Annotated in this window: 19 protein-coding genes; 10 read left to right on the top strand and 9 right to left on the bottom strand. The window is 68.6% G+C overall.

Going from position 1 to position 25,799, the window contains the following annotated elements; all coding sequences use genetic code 11:
* Positions 1–81: 81 nt before the first annotated feature.
* Both ACIRDU_RS30835 and ACIRDU_RS30840 read left to right on the top strand, forming a co-directional pair.
* Positions 82–1,425, top strand: a complete 1,344-nt coding sequence (locus ACIRDU_RS30835; protein ID WP_403585477.1) for a DUF445 domain-containing protein — start codon at positions 82–84, stop codon at positions 1,423–1,425.
* A gap of 73 nt (positions 1,426–1,498) precedes the next feature.
* Positions 1,499–3,016, top strand: a complete 1,518-nt coding sequence (locus ACIRDU_RS30840) for an MFS transporter (protein WP_403585480.1) — start codon at positions 1,499–1,501, stop codon at positions 3,014–3,016.
* Between the two features lie 343 nt (positions 3,017–3,359).
* Here ACIRDU_RS30840 and ACIRDU_RS30845 read toward each other — a convergent pair whose 3' ends face one another.
* Positions 3,360–4,811: an alginate lyase family protein gene (locus ACIRDU_RS30845; RefSeq protein WP_403585483.1), complete on the bottom strand. Its 1,452-nt coding sequence runs from the start codon at positions 4,809–4,811 to the stop codon at positions 3,360–3,362.
* Between the two features lie 319 nt (positions 4,812–5,130).
* Positions 5,131–5,433 carry a hypothetical protein gene (locus ACIRDU_RS30850; RefSeq protein WP_402709948.1) on the bottom strand — a complete coding sequence of 101 codons (303 nt, stop codon included), beginning with the start codon at positions 5,431–5,433 and terminating at the stop codon, positions 5,131–5,133.
* 205 nt (positions 5,434–5,638) lie between these two features.
* Between ACIRDU_RS30850 and ACIRDU_RS30855 the strand changes: the two genes are divergently transcribed.
* The 6 genes from ACIRDU_RS30855 (at position 5,639) to ACIRDU_RS30880 (ending at position 9,053) form a co-directional block, all read left to right on the top strand.
* Entirely contained in the window at positions 5,639–6,061 is a 423-nt protein-coding gene (locus ACIRDU_RS30855; RefSeq protein ID WP_403585486.1) for an Hsp20/alpha crystallin family protein, read from the top strand.
* 113 nt (positions 6,062–6,174) lie between these two features.
* Positions 6,175–6,633: a DUF2267 domain-containing protein gene (locus tag ACIRDU_RS30860; RefSeq protein ID WP_403585489.1), complete on the top strand. Its 459-nt coding sequence runs from the start codon at positions 6,175–6,177 to the stop codon at positions 6,631–6,633.
* A 90-nt stretch (positions 6,634–6,723) separates the two neighbouring features.
* Positions 6,724–7,542, top strand: coding sequence for an alpha/beta fold hydrolase (locus tag ACIRDU_RS30865; protein ID WP_403585492.1), 819 nt, complete (start codon positions 6,724–6,726; stop codon positions 7,540–7,542).
* An 18-nt stretch (positions 7,543–7,560) separates the two neighbouring features.
* On the top strand, positions 7,561–8,046 hold the full coding sequence (locus ACIRDU_RS30870) for a MarR family transcriptional regulator (RefSeq protein ID WP_403585494.1): 486 nt from the start codon (positions 7,561–7,563) through the stop codon (positions 8,044–8,046).
* A gap of 76 nt (positions 8,047–8,122) precedes the next feature.
* Complete coding sequence (locus ACIRDU_RS30875) at positions 8,123–8,509, top strand: VOC family protein (RefSeq protein WP_403585497.1); 387 nt, start codon at positions 8,123–8,125, stop codon at positions 8,507–8,509.
* A gap of 190 nt (positions 8,510–8,699) precedes the next feature.
* Positions 8,700–9,053 carry a hypothetical protein gene (locus ACIRDU_RS30880; protein WP_403585500.1) on the top strand — a complete coding sequence of 118 codons (354 nt, stop codon included), beginning with the start codon at positions 8,700–8,702 and terminating at the stop codon, positions 9,051–9,053.
* Positions 9,054–9,065: 12 nt separating this feature from the next.
* On the opposite strand, the gene ACIRDU_RS30885 is transcribed toward ACIRDU_RS30880, so the two are convergent.
* Complete coding sequence (locus ACIRDU_RS30885) at positions 9,066–9,281, bottom strand: DUF397 domain-containing protein (RefSeq protein ID WP_403585502.1); 216 nt, start codon at positions 9,279–9,281, stop codon at positions 9,066–9,068.
* Positions 9,281–10,126: a helix-turn-helix domain-containing protein gene (locus tag ACIRDU_RS30890; RefSeq protein WP_403585505.1), complete on the bottom strand. Its 846-nt coding sequence runs from the start codon at positions 10,124–10,126 to the stop codon at positions 9,281–9,283. Before ACIRDU_RS30890 ends, ACIRDU_RS30885 begins: the two co-directional genes overlap by 1 nt.
* Before the next feature lie 216 nt (positions 10,127–10,342).
* Here ACIRDU_RS30890 and ACIRDU_RS30895 point away from each other — a divergent pair, with 216 nt between their 5' ends.
* Positions 10,343–10,990, top strand: coding sequence for an ATP-binding protein (locus ACIRDU_RS30895; RefSeq protein WP_403585507.1), 648 nt, complete (start codon positions 10,343–10,345; stop codon positions 10,988–10,990).
* A gap of 19 nt (positions 10,991–11,009) precedes the next feature.
* On the opposite strand, the gene drmB is transcribed toward ACIRDU_RS30895, so the two are convergent.
* The 5 genes from drmB to ACIRDU_RS30920 all read right to left on the bottom strand — a co-directional run bounded on the left by drmB (position 11,010) and on the right by ACIRDU_RS30920 (position 23,124).
* On the bottom strand, positions 11,010–12,872 hold the full coding sequence (gene drmB / locus ACIRDU_RS30900) for a DrmB family protein (protein ID WP_403585568.1): 1,863 nt from the start codon (positions 12,870–12,872) through the stop codon (positions 11,010–11,012).
* Positions 12,869–16,126 (bottom strand): helicase-related protein, encoded by a 3,258-nt coding sequence (locus ACIRDU_RS30905; RefSeq protein ID WP_403585510.1) that lies wholly within the window; start codon positions 16,124–16,126, stop codon positions 12,869–12,871. Before ACIRDU_RS30905 ends, drmB begins: the two co-directional genes overlap by 4 nt.
* Positions 16,123–18,024 (bottom strand): UvrD-helicase domain-containing protein, encoded by a 1,902-nt coding sequence (locus ACIRDU_RS30910; protein WP_403585511.1) that lies wholly within the window; start codon positions 18,022–18,024, stop codon positions 16,123–16,125. The genes ACIRDU_RS30905 and ACIRDU_RS30910 overlap by 4 nt, the downstream gene beginning before the upstream one ends.
* Positions 18,021–22,784, bottom strand: coding sequence for a DEAD/DEAH box helicase (locus tag ACIRDU_RS30915; protein ID WP_403585514.1), 4,764 nt, complete (start codon positions 22,782–22,784; stop codon positions 18,021–18,023). Before ACIRDU_RS30915 ends, ACIRDU_RS30910 begins: the two co-directional genes overlap by 4 nt.
* Before the next feature lie 133 nt (positions 22,785–22,917).
* Positions 22,918–23,124 carry a hypothetical protein gene (locus ACIRDU_RS30920; RefSeq protein ID WP_403585517.1) on the bottom strand — a complete coding sequence of 69 codons (207 nt, stop codon included), beginning with the start codon at positions 23,122–23,124 and terminating at the stop codon, positions 22,918–22,920.
* A 530-nt stretch (positions 23,125–23,654) separates the two neighbouring features.
* Between ACIRDU_RS30920 and ACIRDU_RS30925 the strand changes: the two genes are divergently transcribed.
* Positions 23,655–25,799, top strand: a complete 2,145-nt coding sequence (locus ACIRDU_RS30925; RefSeq protein WP_403585519.1) for a helix-turn-helix domain-containing protein — start codon at positions 23,655–23,657, stop codon at positions 25,797–25,799.

The following is a 25,799-nucleotide window of genomic DNA, read 5'->3' on the forward strand; positions in this document are numbered from 1 at the left end:
AGACGCCGGGAACTCCTGTTCCGTTCCAGGAGTCGGTCAGGAAGGGACAATGTGTGCGGGATCACCAAGCGGGTGGAGCGGATGGAACGGACAAAGGTGGAAGAAAAGGGTGCCGGTGTCGGAGGGCAGCATGCCCGGCCCGGTGCCGCCGTGAACCGTGCGATGACGACCTTCAGCCCCGCGGACGAGGAGAAACAGCGCGGCGTACGGCAGATGAAGCTCACCGCCACCGGACTCCTGTTGTTCGTGGCCGTGGTCTACGTCCTCGCCAAGTGGGCGCAGAACTCCGGCGCCGGCCCCTGGGCGGGCTATGTCGCCGCGGCCGCCGAGGCGGGCATGGTCGGCGCGCTCGCCGACTGGTTCGCCGTCACCGCCCTCTTCCGGCACCCCCTCGGCATCCCCATCCCGCACACCGCGATCATCCCCACCAAGAAGGACCAGCTCGGCGTCTCCCTGGGCGAGTTCGTCGGCGAGAACTTCCTCTCCGAGGACGTCGTACGGCAGCGGCTGCGCGCCGTCGGCATCGGCAGCCGCCTCGGCGCCTGGCTCGCGGTCCCCGAACACGCCGACCGGGTCACCGCCGAGCTGTCCACCGCCCTGCGCGGCGCCCTGACGGTCCTGCGCGACTCCGACGTCCAGGCCGTCGTCGGCGAGGCCATCACGCGCCGCGCCAACGCCCAGGAGATCGGGCCCGGCATCGGCAAGATGCTGGAGAAGGTCGTCGCCGACGGCGGCCACAAACGCGTCGTCGACCTCGTCGTCACCCGCGCCCACGACTGGCTGGTGCTGCACCGCGACGAGGTGATGGACGCCGTGGAGGGCGGCGCCCCGGGCTGGACGCCGAAGTTCGTCGACCGGAAGGTCGGCGAGCGGGTCTACCGGGAGCTGCTGCGCTTCGCCACCGAGATGCGCGACATGCCCGCCCACCCCGCGCGCGGCGCCATGGACCGCTTCCTCACCGACTTCGCGGGCGACCTCCAGTCCGACACCGACACCCGCGCCCGCATCGAGCGGCTCAAGGGCGAGGTGCTGGGCCGCGGCGAGGTCCAGGACCTCATCGCCAGCGCCTGGACGGCCGTACGATCCATGATCGTCGCGGCGGCGGAGGACGAACGCAGCGAGCTGCGGCTGCGGGTGCGCGCGTCCCTGCTGTCGCTGGGCTCGCGGATGGCGGCCGAGCGCAAGGTGCAGGACAAGGTCGACAAGTGGGTGGAGGACGCGGCCGTCTACGTCGTCACCACCTACCGCAAGGAGATCACCTCCCTGATCACGGACACGGTGGCGAGCTGGGACGCCGAGCACACCACGAAGAAGATCGAGGCCAACATCGGCCGCGACCTGCAGTTCATCCGCATCAACGGCACGGTCGTCGGCTCGCTGGCCGGCCTGCTCATCTACACGGTGTCGCACGCGCTCGGGGCGTGAGAGAGGTCGCTCAGGGCGTAAGAGAAACCGCTCAGGGCACTAGAACCGGGTTCGCTCGATGAGGAGGGAGCCCATGGGCACCACGCAAGCCGAGACCGGCCGAACCCTGACGACCGACATCCCCGCCCGCCTCGACCGCCTCCCGTGGTCGCGCTGGCACTGGACGATCGTCATCGGTCTCGGCACCGTGTGGATTCTCGACGGTCTGGAAGTCACCGTCGTAGGCAACATCGCGAGCCGCCTGTCGGAACCCGGCAGCGGCCTGCCCATCACCTCCGGCGAGGTCACCGGCATGGCGGCCGCCCTGTACGTGGCGGGCGCCTGCCTTGGCGCCCTGTTCTGGGGCCGCCTGACCGACAAGTGGGGGCGTAAAAAACTCTTCATGATCACCCTCGCGGTGTACCTGGCGGCCACAGCCCTCACCGCGATCGCCTTCGACACCTGGTGGTTCTTCCTCTTCCGCTTCCTCACCGGCTTCGGCATCGGCGGCGAGTACGCGGCGATCAACTCCGCGATCGACGAGCTGATCCCCAAGGAGTACCGCGGCCGCACCGACCTGATGATCAACGGCAGTTTCTGGCTGGGCGCGGTCTTCGGCTCACTGCTGTCGATCGTCGCGCTGGACACGGACATCTTCGCGGCGAACGTCGGCTGGCGCCTGACCTTCGCGCTCGGCGCGGTCCTCGCCCTCGTGATCCTCCTCGTCCGCCGGCACGTCCCCGAAAGCCCCCGCTGGCTGCTGATCCACGGCCGCGACGACGAGGCGGAACGCATCGTCTCCTCCATCGAACGCAAGATCGAGGAGGAGAGGGGTGAGCCGCTGCCGCGTCCCGAGGGTGAGATCACCATCCACCAGCGCCGCAGCGTCTCCTTCCTGGAGATCGGCCGCACGGTCTTCTCCGACTACCGCAAGCGCGCCATCCTCGGCTTCTCCCTCTTCATCGGCCAGGCGTTCCTCTACAACGCCATCACCTTCGGCTTCGGCGCGATCCTGACGACGTTCTTCGACGTCCCGAGCGGCAGCACCGGCTACTACTTCGCGGTCATCGCACTCGGCAACTTCTTCGGCCCGCTGCTCCTCGGTAAACTCTTCGACACGGTCGGCCGCCGCATCATGATCTCCGGCACCTACCTGCTCTCGGGTCTGCTCCTCTTCGGCACGGCCTGGCTCTTCGACCAGGGCTCCCTGAGTGCGGGCACGATGACGGCCTGCTGGTGCGCGGTCCTGTTCTTCGCCTCGGCCGGCGCCTCCAGCGCCTACCTGACGGTCTCCGAGGTCTTCCCGATGGAGACCCGGGCGATGTCGATCGCCTTCTTCTACGCCATCGGCACGGCAGCGGGCGGCATCAGCGGCCCGCTCCTCTTCGCCAAGCTCACGGAATCCGGTGTCGTCGGCGACACGGTCCTCGCGTTCTCGATCGGCGCGACACTGATGTGCCTGGGGGGCCTGGTCGCGGCGCTCCTGGCGGTCAAGGCGGAACGCCGCTCCCTGGAGGACATCGCCAAGCCGCTGACGGCGGCGGACAGCGGTGCGGGTGAGGGCGACACAGGAGGCTCCGATTCCACGGCGTCCCGACCGGTGACGACGTAGAGCACGGCGTACCGGCAGCGCCGCCGGCCGCGGGGGAGGCTCCGCGACAAGGAGGTGCTCAAGGCCACCCTGCTGGCCGACCCGGCCAAGCAGGTCCTGGAGCAGCCCCTTGCGGCCCGGAGGCGCCCCAAGGGGCGGGCGCCGGACGGCAAGGGGCAGATCCTGGTCCGGGACCTGATGATGCTGGTGGGGCGGGGGTCTCCTGTCGCCGGGTTCGTGGTGGGGCGGGGTCCTGTCGTGAGGCCGGGACCTGTCCCCGACCCCACCACAAGGGACCCCGCCCCGAGGCCGGGGCCTCACCCCGGCCCCGCCGCAAAGCAGCGCCCCCGCCCCGTATCCCGTGCTACTCGGCCGCGCCGCCACCCCGCACCCGATCCCGCCGCCGCAACAACAGCAATCCGCCCGCGACAGCGCTCACACCAGCCGCGGCGGCCCAGCCCGCCGCATCCCCGGAACCGGTCGCGGCCAGGTCGTCCCCTGCAACCGGGGACGCCGACGCCTGCGGCCGGACACCCCCGGCACCCCGTGACCCACCGGACGGACCGGGACCCGAACTCGGAGTCGGATTCGGTGTGGCGCCACCGACCGCCCCCTCCACCCGGTCCCGGGTGAACGCCAGCGTCCCGAACCCCAGCTGGTCGAACCCCCCGCTGTTGGGCCCGTAATCCCCACCCCCACCCTCAGGCGCGGCCTTGGCAGCCGCCCGCGTGACGTACGACGCCGACAGCCCCCGCCGCTTGGTGTAGTGATTGGCGATCATCGCCCACACGGGCCGGGTCATCCCCGGATCGACGCCCGCGACATCAGAAGCGGTCTCGCTCCCCGACCACCCTCCGATCGCCCCCTTCTTCCGCGTGTTCGCCGTGTACGGCACGTCCCCGCCCAGACTCCACTTGGCCACGTACTGCGCCCCCTTGAGGAACCGGCTGTCGTCGTAGCCGTACAGATCGATCCCCTGGTTCCACGCCATCTCGCACACCGTGCCCATCAGCCCGACCCCGAGCAGCGCATGCCCCTGATCCCGCCCGGCCTCGACCCACTCCCCGAGCCCGTCCTCGTGCACGACGGGAATGGCGTGCCGCACCGACCCCATCCCGTCCCCGTGCTTGAAGTACTCCACGGCCCGCTCCACGACGGCCCGTTGATCGCAGAAGATCCCGGTCGCGAGGACACAGGCGATGGCCGTCAGGTCCCAGTTGGGCCAGTAGTTGGTGACGACGGCGTTGTTGTGACGGGTCAAGAAGTCGTCGCTGAGGGGATGGAACACGTTCAGCAGCAGCTCCCGTGCCCGCCCGAGATCGAAGTCGCCGTGGTCCCGCACGAGTTCGGCGGCGTTCGCGAACTGGTACCCGTACAACCCCGCCGCGAGGAACCGGTCGGCACTGCCCTCCAGCCGGGTCAGCTTCCCCGACCAGGCGTTGAGGATCGCCACGGCGGTGTCGGCGTGCGCCTCCTCGCCGCTGACGTGATAGCGCAGGGCGTTCTGGTAGGCGGCGTGGATGTCGTTGTAGAGGATCCGGTAGTTCTCGGGCGAACCCGACCCCCGGTACACGACCGCCTGCGGATTCGCCTGCCAGCCGCTCTGCGCATGCCGGTTGGCCGTGAGTTCGGCGAACCCGGCGGCGTAGGGTCTGGCACCCGCCTTCACCTTGCCCGCCATACGGTCCAGATCGGCACGGGTGTGCAGCAGCCCGGGGTGAAGGAGAGGGGCGTCGGCAGCGCCGGCCGGGGTGGCGAGCGCGGTCGCACCGATACCCGTACCCGTAGCGATACCGATGCCCGCTGCCGTCAACATGCTCCGGCGGCTGATCTGTCGTGTCACGTCGTCGTACCTCAGCGTCGTAAGTCGCGTACCTGCGGGGGACGGTGAGGAGACGGCCGGGCGGCGGAGGCGATAACAAAAACTGCGCTATAGTTGATCTGCGTCCAGTCGCCGGAACTCCGGCAGGCGGACGATGCGTTGGTGGTCCAAGGAAAGACGCCCCACTTCCTGTGGGGAAATGCAGGTGCAAGGCCTGCCCGGCGCTCCGACGAGAACCCGGCCCTGGTTTCAGGGCCGGGTTCTTTGCTGTGTCCGCCGAGGTGAGCCGGTCGGCTGAACCGGCTCACCAAGATCAGCCGCGGCGGTCAGCGACCACCCACGACGCCAGCCCCACGGCCCCCGCCACACCGAACACGGCAGGCCAGGCGCCCACCTTCTTGGCCAGCGGATGAGACCCGGCGAAGGCGGCGACATACGCGGCCGACAACGCCCCCGCCGCCACCCCTCCGGCCTGCTGCCGCCACTGCCGCGCGGCCGCCACCCCGGCCGCGGCCAGTACGACCCCGCCGAGCGGCCGCTGCCTGGTCCAGCGGGCCACGCCGTACCCGCCCACGAGCCCGCTCGCGGCGACCACCGCACTGGGGACCTTCGCCATACCTGCCTCCTGCGTTTCTGCGCGCTGCTCGGGATCTTGAAGGCTAACCCCCGCCCCGCGAGGCACACGGCCCAGGGCACAGCAGAGGCGCCACTCAACTCAACCTGAGCCGGGGGTTGTCAACTTTCCTCCTCCGAGCTATATAAGAAGACGCAGACCGTAAGGGCATCGCACCCACTGCGCCTGAAGAGAGGAGTGACCAGTGATGCTCATGCGCACGGACCCCTTCCGTGAACTCGACCGACTCACCCAGCAGGTCCTGGGCTCCGCCACCCGCCCGTCCGCGATGGCGATGGACGCCTACCGCTCCGGGGACGACTTCTTCGTCCACTTCGACCTCCCCGGCATCGACCCCGAGACGATCGAGCTGGACGTCGAGCGCAACGTCCTCAATGTGCGAGCCGAGCGCAGGTCCCCCGCCCCCGAGGGCGCGGAACCGCTCGTCGCCGAGCGTCCCACTGGCACCTTCACCCGCCAGCTCTTCCTCGGAGACACGCTCGACACGGAGCGCATCGACGCCTCCTACGAGGCCGGCGTCCTGACCCTGCGCATCCCGGTGGCCGAGCAGGCCAAGCCCCGCCGCATCCACATCGCGGGCGGCGACACGCGCAAGCAGATCAGCGGCTGACCCTCGCGGCACCGCGACAACCGCCCGTACGCAGGTCGCGCCGCCGGCCCGAACCCCGGCGGCGCGACACCCACCCTCGCACCCACGCACGCACTCGGAGGAAAACCCCACACATGAGCACGACGACGGTGCCCCGTGTGACGACAAGACGCGCCCCCCACGCCGACGACGACAACGGCTGGCCCCAGCTGATCGAATCGGTCCGCGAGTCGGGCCTGTACCCCACCTGGTCGAAGGCGGAACAGGTCACCCGAACCGTCCTGGCCGCCCTCGGCACCCACGTCACCGGCGACGAACGGGTCGACCTCGCCCGCGCCCTGCCCGGCGAGGCAGCCCGGCTGATCGCCGCCCAGATCCCGGCCACGCACCGGCTCACGGCCGCACGGTTCGTCGACGAGGTCGCGTCACGCACCCCCGGAGCGACGTCCGCCACGGCCCGCTGGGACGTCAGCTCGGTCCTCAGCACGCTGCCGCCCCTGATCGGCGACGACCTGGTCACCCGCATCCTGGCCCAACTCCCCGCGGGCTACGCCCTCCTGTTCGGCCGAGCGGACTTGACCCCGGCGTCGTAGGCTCCGAAAGCGCGTACGACGGCCCCCTCAGTGGCACATGGGGTGGCCGTCGGCGCAGACCGGTCAAATCGACGAAACGGGGGGGGCTCGTTGACCCGCACGACGGCCGGAACCCTCACCACCCCCGACGGCACCCACGTCGCCTTCAGGGATCACCACCCTCCAGGCAAGCCCACGACCACGACCCCGTTCCTCCTCCTGCACGGCCTGGCGGGCCACCAGGGCGAGTGGGACACCCTCGCCGCGCAGCTGTCGGCCGAGGGCCACCGCGTGGTGACGTACGACGCGCGAGGCCACGGTGCCAGCACCCGCACCCCGGCGACCACGACCCGCGCGGCCCACGTCCTGGACGCCGTAACCCTCATCGAGGACCTGAACCTCGCTCCCGTGACCCTGCTCGGCCAGTCCTTGGGCGGCCACACGGCGATGCTGCTGGCCGCGTCCCACCCCCACCTGGTGAAGTCCCTGATCCTGATCGAAGCGGGTCCGGCGGGCCCGGCCCCCGATCTCCCCGCACAGATCGCGACCTGGCTGGACAGCTGGCCCACCCCCTTCAAGTCCCTCAAGGAGGCGGAGGCCTTCCTGGGCCACGAGGCATGGACGAGGACCCTGACCCGGCGGGACGACGGCTGGTACCCGACATGGGACCGCACCACGATCATCGACACGATCGCCGAACTGGCCACCACCGCCTACTGGGCGGAGTGGTCCCGCATCACCTGCCCCACGCTCCTCGTCCAGGGCGAACACGGCACGATGCGCCCCGACGAGCCGGCGGCGATGCTCACCCGCCGTCCGGACACCGAGGTGGTCCGCATCGCCGGCGCGTCCCACGACGTGCACCTGGACCAGCCCGCCCGCCTCCACACGGAGATCAACGCCTTCCTCCTTGACCTCAAGTTCGCTTGAGGTCCTACGTTGACCGGCATGAGCGCACAGATCGAGAACCTCAAGGAGTACTCCCAGGAGGAACTGGCCGCCCAGCCCATCGGCGCCTGGACCGGCGAGGCCTACCGCAGGGTGGTAGGAGCCATCCGAGCCCAACTGGCCGCCGAGAACCTCACCCAGCCCCACTGGTGGACCCTCAACCACGCCTCCGGCGCCCCCGGCCACTGGACCCGCGCCACCCTGACCGCTCGCCTGACCCCCTACGACGACCAGGACACCGACTTCGACGCGGTCTACGACGACCTGATCGCCCGAGGCTGGCTCACGGAGGACGCGACGGGCGGTATGACCCTCACGGAGGAGGGCGAGGCCGGCCGCCTCCGAGCCCGTGAACGCAACCTCGGCGTCCACCACCAGACCCACGAGGGCATCTCCCAGGCCGACTTCATCACCACGATCAACGTCCTGCGCCGCATGGTCGCCAACCTGGGCGGCAACGGAAACCTGCCCGAGGACGCCAAATAGTTCGACAGGCCCCGTCCTCCCCACGCATCCTGCGAAACGCACCTGACGCAGAGAACATCCCTGAGGGAGACGGCCGTTGAACCCGACCATCCGCCACATCACCTTCGACTGCACGGGCGAGCCCTACGAACTGGCTCGCTTCTGGTCCGCCTTCCTCGGCCACCCGATCTCTGACGTGGACAAGCCCGGCGACGACGAGGTCCTGGTCGAACTCCCGGACGGAGTGCCCGGCCTCCTCTTCGTCAGGGTCGAGGAGGCCAAGACGGCGAAGAACCGCATTCACTTCGACCTGGGCCCGACCGGCCGCACCCGCTCCGAGGAGGTCGAACGCGCGGTTTCCCTCGGCGCCCGCATCCTGACGGACCGCACCCTCCCGAACGGCCGAGGCTGGGTCGTGATGGCGGACCCGGAGGGCAACGAGTTCTGCGTCGAACGGGGGGAGCTGGAGCGGGTGGAAGACTGACCCCGGCACGCTCTACGGTCCACGACAGGCCTCACGCACCCGGCGCTCTTGACGCGCCGGGGGCAACGGTGAGTACGCCTTGGCCGACCAGCGGGCCGGCGCCCTGCAGCCGGCCCAAGCAATAACCCGATGCGCGAGCAAGCGGCGGCCCTTACGGTCGGTACCCGCTGCGCTGAATCAGGAGGGGTGCGTGCCACCAGGGGAAGACGAGCCACGGGTGTACGAGATTCGGATCCACGGATGCTCGAACACGGAGGAGGCACTCGCCCTCCAGGACCCGATCGAACGCCTCCTCTGCCCGGACCCCGACCATGCGCCCCCATGTGACGTTCCCTGGAGCTTCACCCTCGCCGGCGACGGGGCCGACGACGACTCAACGGTCCTGGTCCTGGGCGTGCAAACGTCCAAGGGAAAGGCCACACAGGTGGCAGACCGAGTGCGCACCCTCGCGGGCGAGACGCGGCCCGTTGCCGTGAGCGAGGGCGATGCCGAAGAGTGGGAGGAACTGGTGGAGCAGTACCGGGTGGAGAAGGGGCTGCGCTAGGGCCCGACCTGGTCAGGTCCTCGCGCTGACGCGCTTCACGGTCTCGACGAAGGAACGCCACGCATCGCCGCCCACAGCGATCATCTGCGTCTCCTTCGTCTTCGAGTCGCGAACGAGAGCGCCATCACCGGTGAGCGCACACTCGACGCACTCGCCTCCGGCGCCGTTGCTGTAGGACGACGTGAACCACACCAGACGGCTGCTTCCGCTGGACTCGGGCAATATCACTACGCGTAATCCTTCAAGATCGACTCGATCAACAGGGTCGAGCGTTGAGGACTCAGGGCTGCCGCTCGCAAGTCGTCGAACGCCCTCGTGTACTCACGTACATGATGCTCGCCCTCCAGGTACACAGCATCCGTGATGCCGTCCCGATACACGACGTCCGGATCCTCCGGGGCCGGAAAACCCAGCATGGTGAATGAGCCGGTGGTCGGACAGGTCCCTGCGTCGAAGGGGAGAACCTGCAAGGTCACGGTCGGCAGCTCGGCCGTCTCCAGGACGCGTTCCAACTGCTCCCGCATCAAGGCCCGATCGCCGATGACGCGGCGCAGCGCACCCTCGTTCACGATGAACCAGGCGTCCGGAGCATCAGCCTGTCGCAGCATGGTTTGGCGTTCCATGCGCACATGTACCGCCTTTGCGATGTCCTCCACGGACATGTGTGCCCCGGCCTTGTGCAGCTCGGCCGCGTACACATCGGTCTGCATGAGCCCGGGTACGACCTCGCACTGGTACTGGCGGAAAGTGGAGGCCTCCTGCTCCAGGCCGATGTAGATGTTGAACCACTCGGGAACGCCTGCGCCGTGGACCTGCCACCAACCGCGCACCTTCGCCTGCCGGGCCAGTGCCTTGAGGAACTCGCGCAGTTCGTCGCTCGTGTCGTAGAAGCGACACAGGGCGTCGATGTCCGAGGGCTGGACGCGTCCGCTGCCCGTCTCCATGCGGTTGACCTTGGAGCCGCTCCAGTCCATGGCCTCACCGACCTGGGCGCAGGTGAGGGCGCTCTTCTCGCGGAGCTTCTTCAGCTCGATCGAGAGGCGCCGTCTGCGTGCCGTGGGTGATCCGGCCATCTCAACCCTCTTCCCGATAGCGAGGGTTCAGTCTCGCGCCAAGAGGTGTGCCTGCCAATCACTCGGAAGTGGGAATCCCTTGCTGCACATTGCAGAACGGGATGCGCAGCCAGCACTCTGGTCACCTACGCAACTCACCGTGAGCGCCCGTGACGTTGCGCTGTCGATGCGGTGCCAACCGCGACGAAAGGGGTCCGCGTGAGTCAGGAAACCTGCATGCCACGCAAACCGTGGGACATCGCCTTCACGGCCGAACCCGCGGAGGTGGCAGCGCTGCGCCGGATCATGCGGCTGCACTTGGGCCTCTGGGGATTGCAGCACCTGGTCGACGAAGCCCAACTGTGCGTCAGCGAGCTGGTGTCCAACGTGATCACTCACGTGGGACCCGGCACTCCCGCAACACTGGCTGTCTCCATGGAGGGCGCCCACCTGCGCATCGAGGTGCACGACCCCGACACGCGTGCCCTGCCCACCCTTCGCGAGGCGAGCGCAGATTCCGAGGAGGGGCGAGGCATGGCTCTCGTGGACGCCATCGCTGACCGCTGGGGCGTGTTGCTCCGCCCGGACGGCAAGGTCACGTGGTGCGAGCTGACGACACAGCTCGCCACGGCCGACGGCCACGTGGAAGCGTCCAGTGTGATGCGAGCCGAGGTCCTTCTGCGCCACTACGCCGCCGCTACGCAGCCGGCGCGTGACGCGGGTGCGAGCAGATTGACCTCGGCCGTGGCGGAGGAGACGGTGATCGTGGCGATCACCGACTTCCTCCACTGGCTGCGAGCCCACGGCCGAGACGCGGACGACATGCTGGACCGAGCCCAGATGCGCTTCGAGGCCGAGTGCGCCGCTCGGCGTCAAGGGCAGTGAGTTTTCCTCCAGCCGGTTGTCATTGGTGCAGTATGTCCGCGAAATAGCCCACCTCGGGATCCTCCGGGGTTCCGACCAGCAATGCGCGGTCGAGCAGGATGTTGTTGTGCTCGCAGCTCGTCTCCGGGAGCATCACGCAGGCATGGCAGGCGGCGAGGTTCGTCCCGCCGGTGCCCGAGGCCTCGGTCTCGATGCACAAGGGGTCGGCGGAGCACCAGGACGCTCGACGGATCGCCGACCGGATCGCGCCTGCCAGCCTCTCGGGCTCGCCCTGGGCCACCAGGCCACCGAGACTGCCCGCGGAGTCGCTCGTGGCGGTGTAGACGAGCAAGCCCGCCATTTCCTCGTCGGCGTAGAGGCGTTCGCGGAGGGCCGCGGCCGGGTAGCCGGCGTCCAGGCTCCACTCGTTGATCAGCACGTGGGCCAAGGTGTGCAGCAGCACCATGCGGGGAGAAGCGGGGGAGGGCTGAACCTGGGTGCGGTCGGAGGCCCACTGCTCCATAAGGCGCTGGTGGGCACTACGAACGCGTTCGGCGCGGTCGATCACAGCGGTGAGCTTCTCCCAAGCGGTGAGCCGATCCTCAGCCAGACGCAGGAAGACGCCTTCGCCGCGTACCTCCATGGCGGGCAACCAGTTCAGGCGAGTGGCGGAGAGCGCGGCCTCGTAGGCCTCGGTGGCAGAGTTGGGGTCGGCGAGTCGGGTGAACGCCTTGAGTGCGCGGACCTCGCGCAGTTTCTTGACCAGCATGGGGCCGGTGACGCCTGTGCCGTCGAGAGCGGCTGGGGAGGTGAGCGGAGTCTCGCAGATGAACTGCTCGTTGCGGGAGCGCTCACGCTCGTCGTTGCCACTGCGGAGGCGCTCGTACTCCTTGTTGCGCAGGGCACGGTAGCGGTGGTCGAAAGAGCGCACCTCGTCGGCTGCGGGATCTTCCTCCCGTTCCGCGGCGAGGAGCGCCATCACCTCGTCGACGGGCACCGGGATGTCGTCTCCGAAGACGAATTTGAGGCGATCCTCCACCTCTGCTCGACTGTCCAGTTCACGAAGCCGGTCCCAGTACTCGGCAAGCGCATCCGCCCGTCCGTCACTCCACGGCGGGATGGACAGCGCGGACTTCAGCACCGGCTGCCATACGGCGGACGAACCACGCTGGAGGGTGCGGGCGGTGCGGCTGCAGTTCTCTGCAGGAACAGAAGTGCCGAGCCACGGTCGGGTGCCACGGCAACGCAGACCGAGATCCTTGAGCGCGCTCTTGCGGAAGGAGCCCTCCATCGACACCTCGGGCACCCCGCAGCTGCACGACACGAGGATCGAGCGGAGCGAGGAACTGCGGCCGGAGGTGCGCAGCCCGAGCGTGCCGCCGCACTGGCCGGCGGTCGTCGTGCCGCGACCTGCGGCGCGGTGAACCCAGTGCCAGTACGGGAACTCGTCGAGGTGGCCGGCCTCGCAGGCGACCACGAAGCGGGAGGGAACCAGATCCGCCTCGCAGGCGCCGCAAAGGCTCTTGCCGGGCGGCGGATTGAAGTCGCGATGGCGGCGCAACTCGTTGCACTCGGGGCAGGAGTGCATGAGAGGGAAGCGGCGGACCCGGATGCCGTCCTTGCTGTACTCGTCGGACGCGGGTGGCAGCCGGAAGTGCTCGACCGCCAGGATGCGAGCGAGCCGACGTTCGTAGATGCGCGGTGCCTCGTCCGTGCTCCAGTGCTCATCGGCCCCGTCCAGGCCGGACACGACGAAGGACTCATGATCGACCGCGATCAACGAGCCGACACCGTACGTGGTGATCGCCTGGGCGCGACGGACCGCGCCGCGACGCGGCAGGTTGTGGGCCGGCGCGGAGCCGTTCACGCCGGAGCGGCGCCGGCGGGCAGGGGGCGGAGTCATCGGGTGGCCTCCATGAACAGGGCGGACTCGGCATCGACGTCGCGCAGGCTCCACAGGGTGGGCCAGGCCTCGGCGTTCTCGGCCTCGTCGTCGTACGGCTGCAGAAGCGAATGAGTGCGCCTTCCCCTCTTCGGTTCGAAGAGCAGACCGTTGTGGATGTCGGCCTCCTTGCACCACCAGTCGAGGAACTCGTCGAAGGCACGGGAGACGGCGTCGGCCTCCTCGGGGGTGACGGCACGGACTCGGTCGAGGAGAACAGGCTTGATCTCGTCAAGGATGCGGTGCTCGTACGACTCCACATTGCCTGCGGCCTCGTTGGGACGAGCCTCCGGGATCATGATCCGGGTCAGAGCCACGATCACCGCGTGCAGTCCGCGTTCGCGGGCGCGGGCGGAGAAGGGAGTGACGGAGGTCGATTCGACCTCGCGGTAGAGCGCGGAGTGGAAGTGGAGGAAGTTCTCATAGTGGGAGCGGTCGCGTGAGCGAGTCGCGTTGAGCATCACGGCGACCAGACCCGGATGGGCGCGGCCGACGCGGCTGGTGGCCTGAATGTACTCGGCGGTGGTCTGCGGCTGGCCCATGACGGCCATGAGGCCGAGCCGGTCCACGTCGACGCCGACCGCGATCATGTTGGTGGCCAGGAGGACGTCCACGGTGTCGCCATCGGGATACTCCCGCTCGATGCCCTTGAGACGGGCCGGAATCTCGCTCGCGTCGATGCGGCTCGTCAGCTCCGAGTAATTGTCGAGGGACCGCGCGCTGGTCCCCTCGCGTGCCGCGAGCAGTTCCAGGTACGCCACCACGTCGTCGTGTACTTGGAGTTCGGCGGCGGAGAGCAGTCGGAGGCTGTTGAAGTAGCCGACCAGGCTCCAGTAGGCGTCACGCACCTCGTTCGAGGTCTGTGCCTGCTCCGCCCGGTGCAACAGAGTCGCGTAAGTGCGGATGAGCAGGGTGGACTGGCTGGTGCCGGGGGCCAGGAGGCCCACGTAACGTCGACTCGCCTTGTCCTCGCGCGGGGTCTCCACGGCGAACCAGGAATCCCGAGAGTCCAGGCCCGCGGGCGGGAACTGGCGAACCTCGCGGTCGAAGAGACTGCGGCCCTGGTCGGCGGCGCGTCGGATGGTCGCCGTCGAGGCGATCACCTTGGGCCGTCCGGCAAGCTCGTCGACAGCGGTCTCGTAGAGGCCGGTGAGCGTGCCCAGCGGGCCGGAGATGAGGTGGAGTTCGTCCTGCACGATCAGCTCGGGCGGTGGGGTGCGGTCGCTCGGGTCGTCCCGGTTGAAGAGGGCGGCGGTGGCCGGACGCCATGGCATGGACGCGAACTTGTCGACTGTGGCGATGACCAGTGTCGGTCGGGCGTCGTACACGGCCTCGTCGATCAGGTGGACGGGCAGACCGTCCGCGAAGTCGCAGTCCGCTCCGGGGCAGCGGACGTGCATGCGCTTGGCGTCCTCGTCGACCTCGTAGGCGCGTGCATCCAGGCGAGTGCCGCACCAGGGGCAGGCGTGAAGCTGGACGGGGTTCTTGGTCGCCAGGCGCCTGTCGAGATCCTTGTGCAGTACCGCCAGTTGGTCGTGCGCGTCCTTGAGCTTGTTGGGAGTGGCCGATTCACCGACCCACATGCCGAGCGAGAACGGTTCGGAGCCCAGCTCAGCCCCCTTGTCGCGACGCATCCGTTCCATGGCGCAGAGCAGGATCGTGGCGCGCTCGAACTGCTGAAGGGTGAGCAGGCGCAGGGTGTAGCGCATCAGCACGGTCACGCCACCGCCGTTCGCACCGAGCCGGATCCGGCGCAGGAAAGAGGTGAGTGCGATCAGGCCCAGGTACGCCTCGGTCTTGCCACCACCGGTGGGGAACCACAGGAGGTCGGAGACTTCGCGGTCGCGGTGCTCGGGGTCGTCGATGCCGGCCAAGCAGAGCAGGACGAAGGCGATCTGGAACGGCCGCCAGCGGCCCTTCGCGGGCTCGGGAGAGCCCTGGCGGCCCCTCTTCACCCAGGCGCTGCGCGCACGCTGGTCGGCCATGGCCTGGTTGGCCAGTCGGAATGCCGTCATCAGATCGGGCTTGCCGCGCAGGAGGTCGATGCCTTCGCGGATCCGGCCCAGAGCCTCGCGGCAGGCCTCTACCTGGTCACGGGCGGCTTTCTCGTACGCCCTGCCGATCAGCGCATCGGCCTCGGCCTGTTTGCGGTCGATCCACTGCTCGTAGCCCACGGCGAGTGCTTCGAGCGCGGTGAGAACCTCCGTGTCCGGGCGCTCGGCCAGACCGAGCATGGACAGGGAGGAGCTGTCGATCTCCGGATTCGAGTCAGTGAGCAGGACTTCCACGGTCGGGACGAACTCGCTCCGCACCTCGGGCACACCGGCTCGCCTCGAGTCCGTCATGCCGATCGGCGCCGGCGTCCAGTCCCATTCGGCAGCGCAGCCGTGCCCGACGGCGAAGGTCGGGGCATGGCGGTGCAGCAGGCGGCTGGTGGCGACTTCGGCATCGTGTGCAAGGTCGGGGGCTGGACGCTCGACGAAGGCGCTGGATCCGTCGGCCGCGCGGACTACGAGCCCGCACTGGAACAGGGAGAAGGCGTCTTGCAGCTCCCGCTCGCCGACCCTGTGCGTGTTGACCAGGGTCACCGTGACGGTCACCGTGCGTGCCACAGGGTCGGGCCGCCGGACGTTGACGCGCAGCGCGACGCCGTCGGCCAACCTGAACCGCAGGTCGGGGGCAGGTGTGGTCACATCCACCGTGGTGTCGGGCAGCGCCAGTTCCTCCCTCCGCCAGTGCTCCTGCTGGTCGGAGGTGGTGCGGGCCTCGGCGCGACGGGCGGGGACAGGGTTGCCGTCCGCATCCGTGGGCCGGTAAGCGGCGGCCCGCGCACGGACAACGACGGAGTCGCTTATGGCCGGGTCGATCGCGAACGTGAGCCCCATGGAGGAGGGCCGGCGGGCACCGGCGGCGCCGACCTCCTGCGCCGTCCCGGACTCTTCCATGTTGTCGCGGGTACGCACAGGGGTCACGTCCAGTCCCTCGTGCTCCGCCTCGTCCTCGCGCATCCTCTGCTCGGCCGCGTCGTCCGCCGACCTCGGGTAGAGGACACCGGTCAGGTAGCGGTCGACTGGGGCGTCCCGGGCAAGGACTTCCCCGCGGTCCTCCGGAGCCGCGTCCGGGGCAGGACCGAGAAGCTCGCGGCGGAGGCCGGCCAGCAGCTCCTCGTCACGGACCCGGTAGTGCTCCACGTGCCGGTTCTCCGTGTTGCTCATGCGCGCTGCTCCTCGTAGTCGGCCCTTCGGTACCTTCCGATGCCGGTGATCCGAGGCGCGATCCAGATGCCCCGGTCGCCGAGGCCGGCGTTGGCACCGGCGGCAGTGCTGCCCGCGACGGACTCCAGGGTGTCGACCCGAAGCCCGTGGATCTCGTCCGGCCACCAGGGGTCCCACGTGCGGTTCACCTTCTGCACCTGGAACAGTTCCTGTCGGAACCGCTCCGAGACCTCGCCGATCTCCCGCCCGTTGTGCAACAGGTCGTACGGCGGGCTCTGCCACTCGCCGAGCGGCAGGTCGTGGCGCCTGCGCAGCACGACCTCGTGGCCGGGGGCGACGTGTTCCAGAAGGTAGGCCTGGGTCGCCACGCCGTCGGTTTCGTGGCCGGGAGGGCTGTCCGCGCACACGTCACCGGACTCGCCGACGATCCCGAAGCGGTCGTACGGTCTCCAGCCGCCGAGGAACCTGCGGCCGTTGGCCCTGCCGCCGGCCCGTTTGAAGATCGGCAGCTCGGGCCGGTCCGCGTGATACAGGTCCTGACGGGCTCGCGTCAGGGCCACGTACAGGGCGCGAGCCTCAGCCGGGAGGTCCAGTCCCTCCTTGAACTGCTGCTGCAACTCCGCGACGGTCGGCGGGGCGAGCACGATCACTCGGTCGAACTCCAAGCCCTTGGCCCGGTGCACCGTGGACACCACGATGCGTGCCCTCTCGGGATCGGCCAGCTCGTCCGGGAAACGGCCGTCGGCAACCAGGCGGCGCAGCCGGTCCAGGTCGAGAACGCCTCGTCCCGGGCCTCGCGCGGCTCGGCGCAGCGCGGCCCACATCACTTCCGGGTCCGGCTCGTACGGCAGGGATATCTCGGTGAGCAGTGCCCGGAACCGATCCTCGGAGAGTGTCGCGGACTCGGTGCGGCGCAACAATTCAGCGACCCAGTAGGGGACCGGGCGATCCTCCAGCGGACGCCGCAACCGGTGTTCCACGCCATGCTCGTGGAGCAGTTCCGAGACGACGAGGGCTTGCCGATTGTCGCGAGTGAGAATCGCGCAGGTGTCGGGGAAATCGCGCAGTCCGTCCAGGGTGTACGGGTCAGTGAGGGCTCCCGTCCCGTTCGCCGGGTCGAGGAGCAGCTCGCGCATCTCCTCGTAGAGGGATGCGGCCTCGTCGGCATCCGTGACGTTCTGGAGCCGCTGTCCGTGGGCGAGCGCGATCCGGGCCTCCGGGGTGGACGCTCGAAAGTTCTTGGTGAGGCGCAGTTCGACCAGGTCGTCCGGGTAGGAGGCGCGCAGCCAGTCGAAGAACCGGCCGGTCTCGTCGGCACGTTCGGAGAGGTCCGTGATCTGGAAGCCGTAGACGGACTGCGCGGCGTCACCGACCACGGTGAAGCCGCAACTCTCCTGATAGCGATCGAGCAGCGCTTCCACGAGGTCCCGACGGGCGCCCAGGAGGTCCTGCACCTCGTCGATGACCACGTGCTCGGGGGGCCTGGCGTCGCCGGCCTCCAACGCTCCCTTCTCCACTGCACGGGCAGCGGCCTCGATCCGCTCCAGGAAGGAGGTCGCACCCCAGTCGTTGTCCGGGTACGCCTGCCGCAGCACGCCGTATGCCCAGGCGTCGAAGGTCTGCGCCCGCACCCGACGCGCGCGCTCACCGTGCCGGGTGATCCGCTCCCGCAGCTCTCGGGCTGCCGCCCGGGAGAAGGTGAGCACCAGAACGTCGGAGGCTTCCAGCGCCTCCTCGGGGTCCTCATGCCCGCACAGCGCGTCGAGCCGGCGCACCAGCGTGTGGGTCTTGCCGGCCCCCGCGCCGGCGGTCACCAGGACGCGGGCGTCCCAAGGCTGCTCCACAACCGCCCGCTGCTCCTCGGTGAGCGGAGGACTGTCGAGGTAGGCGTCGGTCACGAACGGCTCCAGAGGTGCTCGAACTGGGTGAAGGCGAGCTGGGTGTCGAAGTTCTCGATGTTGTCGCTGACGTTGAGGATCAGGCAGCTGTCCTTGCCGCCGTTCCCGGGTCCGCGAAGGCCGCGACCGATCATCTGCTGGTAGACGTTCGTGCTGTAGACCGGCCTGGCCACGACGACGGCGCGGGTGGCCGGCGCGTCGAAGCCCTGGGTGAGAACACCGTAGTTGGTGAGCACACGAATGCGGCCGTTTCGGAAATTCTCGATACGGGTGCGACGGTCCTGTGGGCTGGTGGTCGAGTCGACGGCCGCGGATCGGATGCCCCGGTCGTTGAGCATGGCCGCCAGGTACTTGGCGTGATCCACGGAGGTGGCGAAGAGCAGCGTCGGCCAGCCCGCCGGCAGAGCGGCCACCTCGTCCACGATGCGACGGCTTCGCTCGTGGTCGTCGGCGAGCCGCTGTTCGGCGGAGCGAGAGAGCATCGCCATGCGGTCGGCATGAGTCTTCTCGTCCCGGGTCAGCTCGATGCTGCCGCCCCGCAGGGTGCGGTGTTCGACCTGGGCGAGCATCCCCCAGCCCTGCAGGTCCCGGTACGGGTCCCCGGACGGGAACACACCCTCGTCGAGGCGACGGTTGCCGAAGCGGTTGACCAGCCGGCGGGTCTCCTCCTCGTTGGTGTTGCGGAACGGGGTCGCCGTCAGGCCGAGCAGATGGCGCCCGGTCTCGTACTGGGTGAGTCCCAGGTGCCCCAGGATCTCGGTATATCGCTTGGAGATGGCGGTGTGGGCCTCGTCCACGATCACCAGTACGGCCTGTCGCAGCCAGGCGTACTGGTCGGTGCCCAGGCACCGCTCCAGCTTGGCGTCGGTGGCGACCACCAGGTGGGGGTGGTCGACGACATTTCCGACCTCGTGGCTGCTCCACAATCGGCTGATGGTGAGCGGACGCTCCGCGCCGACCTTGCTCCAGACGAACTTCCAGCTCTGAACTGCCTGTTCGCACAATTCCTCGGTCTGCGCGATCCACAGCAGCGGCCCCTTCAGGTCGCCGAATCGCTTGACCCAGCGAATCACGGCCTCGGCGGTCACCCGGGTCTTGCCGGCGCCGGTGGGCAGGGACAGCATGCCGCGCTGCGGAGCCAGGCGGTCGAGCATGGTGGAGATGTTCCGGACCAGGTCCTCCTGATAGCGGTGGAGGCTGGGGAAGTCCCGAGGGCCCTCGACCGTCTCGAACGCGGGCGGGGACGGGGTCCTCGAACCGGCGAACGCGACGGGCAGCTTCAACTCCGATACGAAGGCGACGGCGGCCGACGAGCCCGTGTAGCCGACCGGCGCGTCGGGGAAACGCGCTTGGATGTCCCGGGCATGCTGTTGAAGCACCCCGTCACCGTGCGCGTTGAACGCCATCTGCGCGATCCGCCGCCCGGACGGCTCCACGCCGTCGGTCGCCTGCAGCTCGGCATCCATCAACCCTTCAGGGAGACCGGCGCGCAGTGCCTCCGCCCCGACCAGAAGTTCGATCTTGGCGACCACGTCCTCGGCCTCGCGTACGGCCTTCCGCGCGGCCTGTGCGGCGCTGTCCCGAGCCATGCGTTCCTGGTGCTCCAGGACAGCCCGGCACCCGGCCGCTCCGAGCCCGAGCCCGAGTTCGCGGTCGATCAGGATCAACATCGGCTCGGGATCCAGCGGGACGCGGACCTTGACGATGCCGTTCTGACTGACCGCCTTGAGCGGAGCGGCGTGTGTGCCGTTGGGCGTACGCGTGATCTCCTCCAACTCGGCGCAGCGCTGCACCAGGCTGTTGCGGTTCCCGCTGTTCAGACGCTGACGCAGGGCCGGGTACAGCTCCACGAGCGGCACCGGGTCACCCTCGACCACCTCGCGGGTCTCCCTGCTGATCACGTCGGCGTAGCGGAGCATGCCCCATTTCTCGATCATCAGCTCGGCGTCCTCGGCGGTCGGCACGAGGAGTGCGGGCAGCTGCTCGGCACGGAGCGCCCTGTACTCGGCGGCGGTGACGGCGAGGGTGATCTCCTCGTCGGGGCGGGTGTCCCACGAGTCACCGACCCGGCAACGGGTCAGGGAGTCCTCGGGGAAATCGGCACCGAAGCGGGTGAGCATCACATAGGTGGTGCCGACGAAGGAGTCGTCCTCGCTACGGGACACCTCGTCGAGGAGGGCGTCCCAGCGGTCGGCGGGAACCTCGTCGACGGTGATCGGGAGCCGCAGCTTGCGGGCCTTCTCGGGTGAGATGTCGGCGACCGGCAGCACGTCGCGGTAGGCGGCGAGTTGGGGGCCGACGGCCTCCCGCAGCGGCTTGATCCCCTGCGAGGTGGCGACCGTGCCGTACTTCCTCAGCATCCACCGGATCGGCGAGATCACCGCCTGCCGGGTACTGGTCTGTGCGCCGATCTGGCGCGTCCAGTTGTCCACCACTGCGTCATCGGGCAGCACCTTCAGGAATGCCGCGCGGGACTCCTCGGAAAGGGCACGGAAGAGGTGCAGTGGGCCACCGATCGCGGCGCCCTCGACCTTCATCCGGTTCAGCGCCGGACGGGGGGCGCGGCTGTCGAGGCCGCGCAGATAGGCGGCGTGGACGGCCGCGCGGTACTCCTCGAACCAGGCCTCGTCCGCCTTGGGTTGCACCCCACCGGCCGGTCGTTCCTGCAGGCCGACCTGAGAGAAGAAGGGAGTGTCGTCGGAGTGGAATCCCATGTCGACGGCGACGCTCGGGTCACGCTTCGCGTCGATCACCACACCCGGCAGCATGCAGTTCTCGACCGGCCGGAACCGCCCGTCGGCCGTCCGCACACGGAGTGTCGAGCGTGGTGCGGGCACCCGCTCCAGAACCTTGTGAGCCACTCGACGGGCCCCGGCCTGGCGGAACAGCTCCCAGAACCGCTCCCAGTCCGACTCGCTGTAGTGGTCGAAACCCTGGTCGAGAACACTGAAGAACCGACCCTCGACATCGGCCTCCCGGATGCCCAGCACGTTGAGGGCGTGCATCAACGACAGGTCCTGCGCGAGTTGGTCGACCACGTACACCAAGGACTCGCGCAGTCCACCTTGATCCGCTCGGCGGAACACTTTGCCGTGTACGGGCGCGACGAGACCGTGCTCCTCGGTCAACACGATGCGGGCCCTGCGAGCTTCATCGGCGTAGGGAGAGCGGACTTCGATCATGTCCGCGAGAATGCGGATGGCTACGGCCGACGCCTCGGCGGTGCCGCTCTCGACCAGGGCCTCCAGCCATTCGCGGACATCCGTCCGCCCGTGCCCGGCCGCGGCGAGAATGTGCTCGACCTTTCCGGAGCGCAGGGAGTCCGCCTCGACGCTCGGATGCAGCCAGTTCGACGGACGACCGGGGCACTCGTGCCACATCCGGAGCCAGCTGGACAGCTTCTTCAGGTCCCTGTCGAGCCGAGGGTGGACCCGCAGCTCGGTCGGGACGCGCAGAACGCCGTCCTGGTCGGGGAGCGACGGACTGTCCGCAGCGCGGTCCCAGATCTCCCTTGTCAGAAACTCGTCGGCCCAGCTGATCGCCTCCTTGACACGGCCGGGCAGCAGCGGGAGGTACGCGGCCGGGTCCTCGGCGGGAGCCAGGGCGGGGAGAGAGCCGACGACCAGCTGCGCCGACACTCTGATCATCTCCTGGTTGAAGGGAGAGGAGTCGAGCAGGTTCTGCCGGTCCTCGTTGGTCTTCCACGCCCCGTTGAGGATGCCGCTCAGCGACGTCTCGTACTTGGTCGGGAAGAAGGACCAGAACGTGCCACGGCCACGAGACCGCGGGCTGATGTGCAGGCCACTGTCCGGATCCTTCTCCAAGGCGGGGACAGCCCAGGCGAGTTCGAGCGAGAGCCGGTCGTGCAGTTCTCCGGCGTCGTCACGGGCCGCCGGTCCGGGCTCGTGGGTGGTGGTGAACACCCTCCACCGCTCGGTGGCAACGGCCTTTCCGGTCCGCTCCTCGGCCACGGTGTGCAGGTTCCCGGCCTGCTGGGTCGTCAGGACGCGGCGGGCCACAGGCCGGGGCCGGCGGTCCTCCAGCACGACCTTCGCCACGTGCGGAGAGAAGAGCTGGAAGCCGACCGGGAACTCCTCGCGGGGCTCGCCGTGGTCCTTGGCGCGACCTCCGTGCATGTCCCGGCCCAGCCGGTCGTCGGCGTTCTCGAGCAGAGGTAGACGAACGACCGTGGTCGCCCAGGTCAGCAACTCGTGCAGGACGCCGTCGGAAGTGCGCTCAGCCTGCATGTCGAGCGGGCGGGCCATGCGCAGGACCGGCGCATCGAACTCCGGTCCGTAGCGTGCCGTCACACCCGGCACTGCCTTGATCTGCTCGTAGGACCAGGCGCGGTCGAATCCGAAACTTCCGTCGCGACTGAAGAATTCTGGCGTGTCGGTCACCACCAGGACTGATTTCACGCCGACCCCGAATCGCCCGATCTGCCCTCCGCGCTTCCTCGACATACTCATTCGAAGAATTGTCTCCGCACCTTCCGGGGTTACCGGGTTTCCCTCGTTCGCGCAGTACAGATGGTTTTCCGTGAGAACCACCTGAACTCGCCCTCCCGGCTCGTCGGCGATTTCGTCGGCCGCGTTCTGGACGAGTTCGAACAGCTGGCGATCACCATAACCACCCTGAGTGATGCGGCGTTCACCATTGGCGTGCTCGGCTACGAGACCGGGGTCCACGGCGTAGGTCTGCAGAACACGGGAGGACTGCTCGAGAACGGTTTGAATTACCGGAGAGTATGAAGACGGCACTGCTCTGCACTCCTGGGGTGTCAAGGTCCGGGCGAAGGCGTTGATGACGGGCCGGCCGCAGGCGACGGCCGGCCGGCCCGTATGAAGGCGCGGCAATCTTGGGGAGACTCAGGGGCCCGCCCCGTGCTGTGGGTCAGACCGTAGGGGAGGTCTCGTCCGGCAGTTCTCGAACCGTCTTGGCCAGGTCGGGGAACCTGTGGATGAAAGTGTCTTCGGACAGGTCGTGTCGGTGAAGGATCTCCGCTACCTCGACCTTGCTCTGTGCTGTCTGAATCCGCAGTTCAAAGGCGCCTAATTCCCGGAGTGAGTCCAGAAAGTCACCACAGTCGTGTTCATCCATCGAGTGCTCCGCCCCTGTTGCGTCGTGTCCTGTGGTCGCACAGGGGTGTATTCGGATACACGTCCCCCGTGAAACGGTCGGGAGTTGTCGGATGAGATTCCTTACCGCTGATCACGCTAGCGGGTGGGTGTCTCGCGCCGCCAGCGCTTTCGGCGAAGTGTTTTTGCCTCTCAGGCAGCCGACTGCGCGTGAAACTCTGGACCGCCTCGCCCGGATTTGAATTCGGGCACACTTCTCCCCCGGTCGCCCGTTTCCCCCGGATTTGGGTTCCTGAGCGAGATGACTTTTGCCATCGTCACTGAAGCTATCGGCAGTCACTCGATCGTGCAACCCTGAACTTCCGTTGCGCTGTGGGGAGTTGCTTCCCGCTCGCCTACAGGCGCGGAGTGGACGCAATTTGGACAATCGGGGCAAGGTGGACGCTTGCTTGAAGAGTTGGGACCCATCGAGGCTGGTCAACTGCCAGTTGACGTTGTCGCTGTTGTCAAATTAGCCTGCTCGCACGACTCCGAGGGAAGAGCAGGTGGCGCGTGGAGACAGGTGAAGAGTTCGGGCCCTGGCTGGCCCGTCAGCTCAAGCTTGCGGGGAGGACGCAGGCTGAACTGGCCGAGGAGCTCGGGCTGACGCGAGCAGCCGTCTCCGCGTGGATCACCGGGAGGTCGACTCCCCGGCCGACCGTCATGCAGGACATCGCCAAGGCGCTCGGCACGGACCTGGGTACGGTGCACACTCGTACCACCGACACCCAGGCCGGCCTGCCGGTCACCTGGTATCACCGCCCCGGCTACCCCGACGGTGGCCGGGACCTGGGCAATGCCGCAGCCTTCGCGTTCGACGCCGACGTTCAGGTGCTCGCGCGCGAGACCTGTCAGAACAGCCTCGACGAGCGCCTGACGGAGAACGGCCGCCCGGTCCGTGTGCGTTACACGCTGCACGAGCTGACCGGCGAGGCCCTGGATGCCTTCCGTGAGGCGATTCTCTGGAACGATCTCTTCCCGCACTACGCCGCCGTCTCGGAGATCGCCGGTAACCAGAAGGTCGGCCGGGTCGTGGACGCCGGAGTTCGTGACATGTACGAGAAGGGCCGCCTGGTCCTGTTGCGGATTGACGACTACAACGCCTCCGGCCTCATCGGCGACGACTACGCGGACGGCAAGTTCGCCGCGGTCGTCAGGCGCCAACTGGAGAGCCTCAAGTCCGGTCACGGCGCGGGTGGTTCGTACGGCCTGGGCAAGGCCACGTTGTGGGCCACCAGTGCTCTTGGTCTCGTGCTCATCAACTCCACTCTGTCCGAGCCCCACGAGGGGCGTACCGAGCGACGTGTCATCGGCCGTCTCGAACTGCCGTGGCGTGAAGTCGGCGGCGAGCCGTACGCGGGTCCCGCCTGGTTCGGACGCCCCGATCCTGATTCACCCGGCGCCATGGTTGCCCGGTCCTGGTGGGCGGATGAGGAGACAGTGGCTCGCCTGCACCTGACCCGGGAGAACGACGAACCCGGTACTTCCTTCCTCATCGTCGGCGCGCACGACGTGGCCAGCCTCGAGGACAACTCCTCCGACGCCGACGACGAGACCTTGGACGAGGAGGGCGTCGACGACACGCGCGACATCCGGAGAATGCACCGCCGCCTGGTCGAGGCGCTGGGGCGTGACTTCTGGGCGGCGATGACCGGCGGGGGCAACAGGCTTCCCCTGTTGGAGGTCTCGGTCCGTTCCATGCGCAACGGCGACGTGGTCGTGGCGGAGGAGCAGGTGGACCCGTCTGCCGAGCAACCCTCCCGGACCCGTGCGCTGCGGGCGCACTATGAGGGCACCACCGTGGATCGGCTCACCGAAGCCGGGCAGGTGGCGGCGAGGAGCGTTCCGCTGAAGCTGCCACTGTCCGGGGGCGCCCGAGGGACACTCGGTACGCACCAAGCGGTCCTGCTGGTCACCGAAGCCGACAATGACAAGGACACACCGAAGAACCAGGTGCACTCGCTGCGTGGCAACCGCATGACCGTGAAGAGGGTCGGGGTTCCGAACCTGCCGCTCGGGACCAATCCTTTCCAGGCCGTGCTGTTGGTGGGGGAGGCTGCCGGGGAATCGGCCCCCTTCGCGAAGGAGGCAGAGGAGTTCCTGCGTGCGGCAGAACCGCCTGAGCACGACCGCTGGGGACAGACGGAGGAGCTGACCCTGCGCTGGTCGCCTTCCGCGTACCGGCGGATCAACACGTTGACCACCGAGGTCAACACTGCGGTGAGGGAACTCGTCGCACGGCCCAAGCGCGGGAACCGTGAGGGCGGTGAGGCCCTGCGCAAGGCATTGACCGTGAAGACGAGGCCCAAGGCCAAGGTGCCCTCCGGGCCGGTGGTTCCGGTCCTGGACGGACTCGACGCGTCGATCGGCGACCGTGGGGAGTGGCAGATCACCGCGGAGGTGAGCATCCCGCGCGGCGACGAGGTCGTCCCGATGGTGCCGGTCGCCCAGATGGACGTGCGTTCCGGAGGCCGCCCGAAGTTGGACTGGGCGGAACTCGAGGCCGTAGAGGGCTGTGAGGTGGAGAACGGGACCCTGCGCTTCGCGCCGGGCGTGCGTCGCGCGAAGTTCCGAGGTTCGACCGACGTCACCAGCCACCCGGTGAGGACCACGCTCACCCGTCTCGTGGTCGAACTGCGTGCCGGCAAGGGAGAGTGA

This window comes from Streptomyces sp. NPDC093598 (assembly GCF_044764825.1).
Taxonomy (GTDB): Bacteria; Actinomycetota; Actinomycetes; order Streptomycetales; family Streptomycetaceae; genus Streptomyces.

Excerpts from the sequence above, each read along its gene's own strand:
- ACIRDU_RS30870 (WP_403585494.1), top strand. The coding sequence starts at position 7,561 with ATGAGCGCACAGATCGAGAACCTCAAGGAGTACTCCCAGGAGGAACTG.
- ACIRDU_RS30850 (WP_402709948.1), bottom strand. The coding sequence starts at position 5,433 with ATGGCGAAGGTCCCCAGTGCGGTGGTCGCCGCGAGCGGGCTCGTGGGC.
- ACIRDU_RS30920 (WP_403585517.1), bottom strand. The coding sequence starts at position 23,124 with ATGGATGAACACGACTGTGGTGACTTTCTGGACTCACTCCGGGAATTA.
- ACIRDU_RS30860 (WP_403585489.1), top strand. The coding sequence starts at position 6,175 with ATGAGCACGACGACGGTGCCCCGTGTGACGACAAGACGCGCCCCCCAC.
- ACIRDU_RS30855 (WP_403585486.1), top strand. The coding sequence starts at position 5,639 with ATGCTCATGCGCACGGACCCCTTCCGTGAACTCGACCGACTCACCCAG.
- ACIRDU_RS30905 (WP_403585510.1), bottom strand. The coding sequence starts at position 16,126 with ATGAGCAACACGGAGAACCGGCACGTGGAGCACTACCGGGTCCGTGAC.
- ACIRDU_RS30895 (WP_403585507.1), top strand. The coding sequence starts at position 10,343 with ATGCCACGCAAACCGTGGGACATCGCCTTCACGGCCGAACCCGCGGAG.
- ACIRDU_RS30890 (WP_403585505.1), bottom strand. The coding sequence starts at position 10,126 with ATGGCCGGATCACCCACGGCACGCAGACGGCGCCTCTCGATCGAGCTG.
- ACIRDU_RS30840 (WP_403585480.1), top strand. The coding sequence starts at position 1,499 with ATGGGCACCACGCAAGCCGAGACCGGCCGAACCCTGACGACCGACATC.
- ACIRDU_RS30845 (WP_403585483.1), bottom strand. The coding sequence starts at position 4,811 with ATGTTGACGGCAGCGGGCATCGGTATCGCTACGGGTACGGGTATCGGT.
- drmB (WP_403585568.1), bottom strand. The coding sequence starts at position 12,872 with ATGACTCCGCCCCCTGCCCGCCGGCGCCGCTCCGGCGTGAACGGCTCC.
- ACIRDU_RS30835 (WP_403585477.1), top strand. The coding sequence starts at position 82 with ATGGAACGGACAAAGGTGGAAGAAAAGGGTGCCGGTGTCGGAGGGCAG.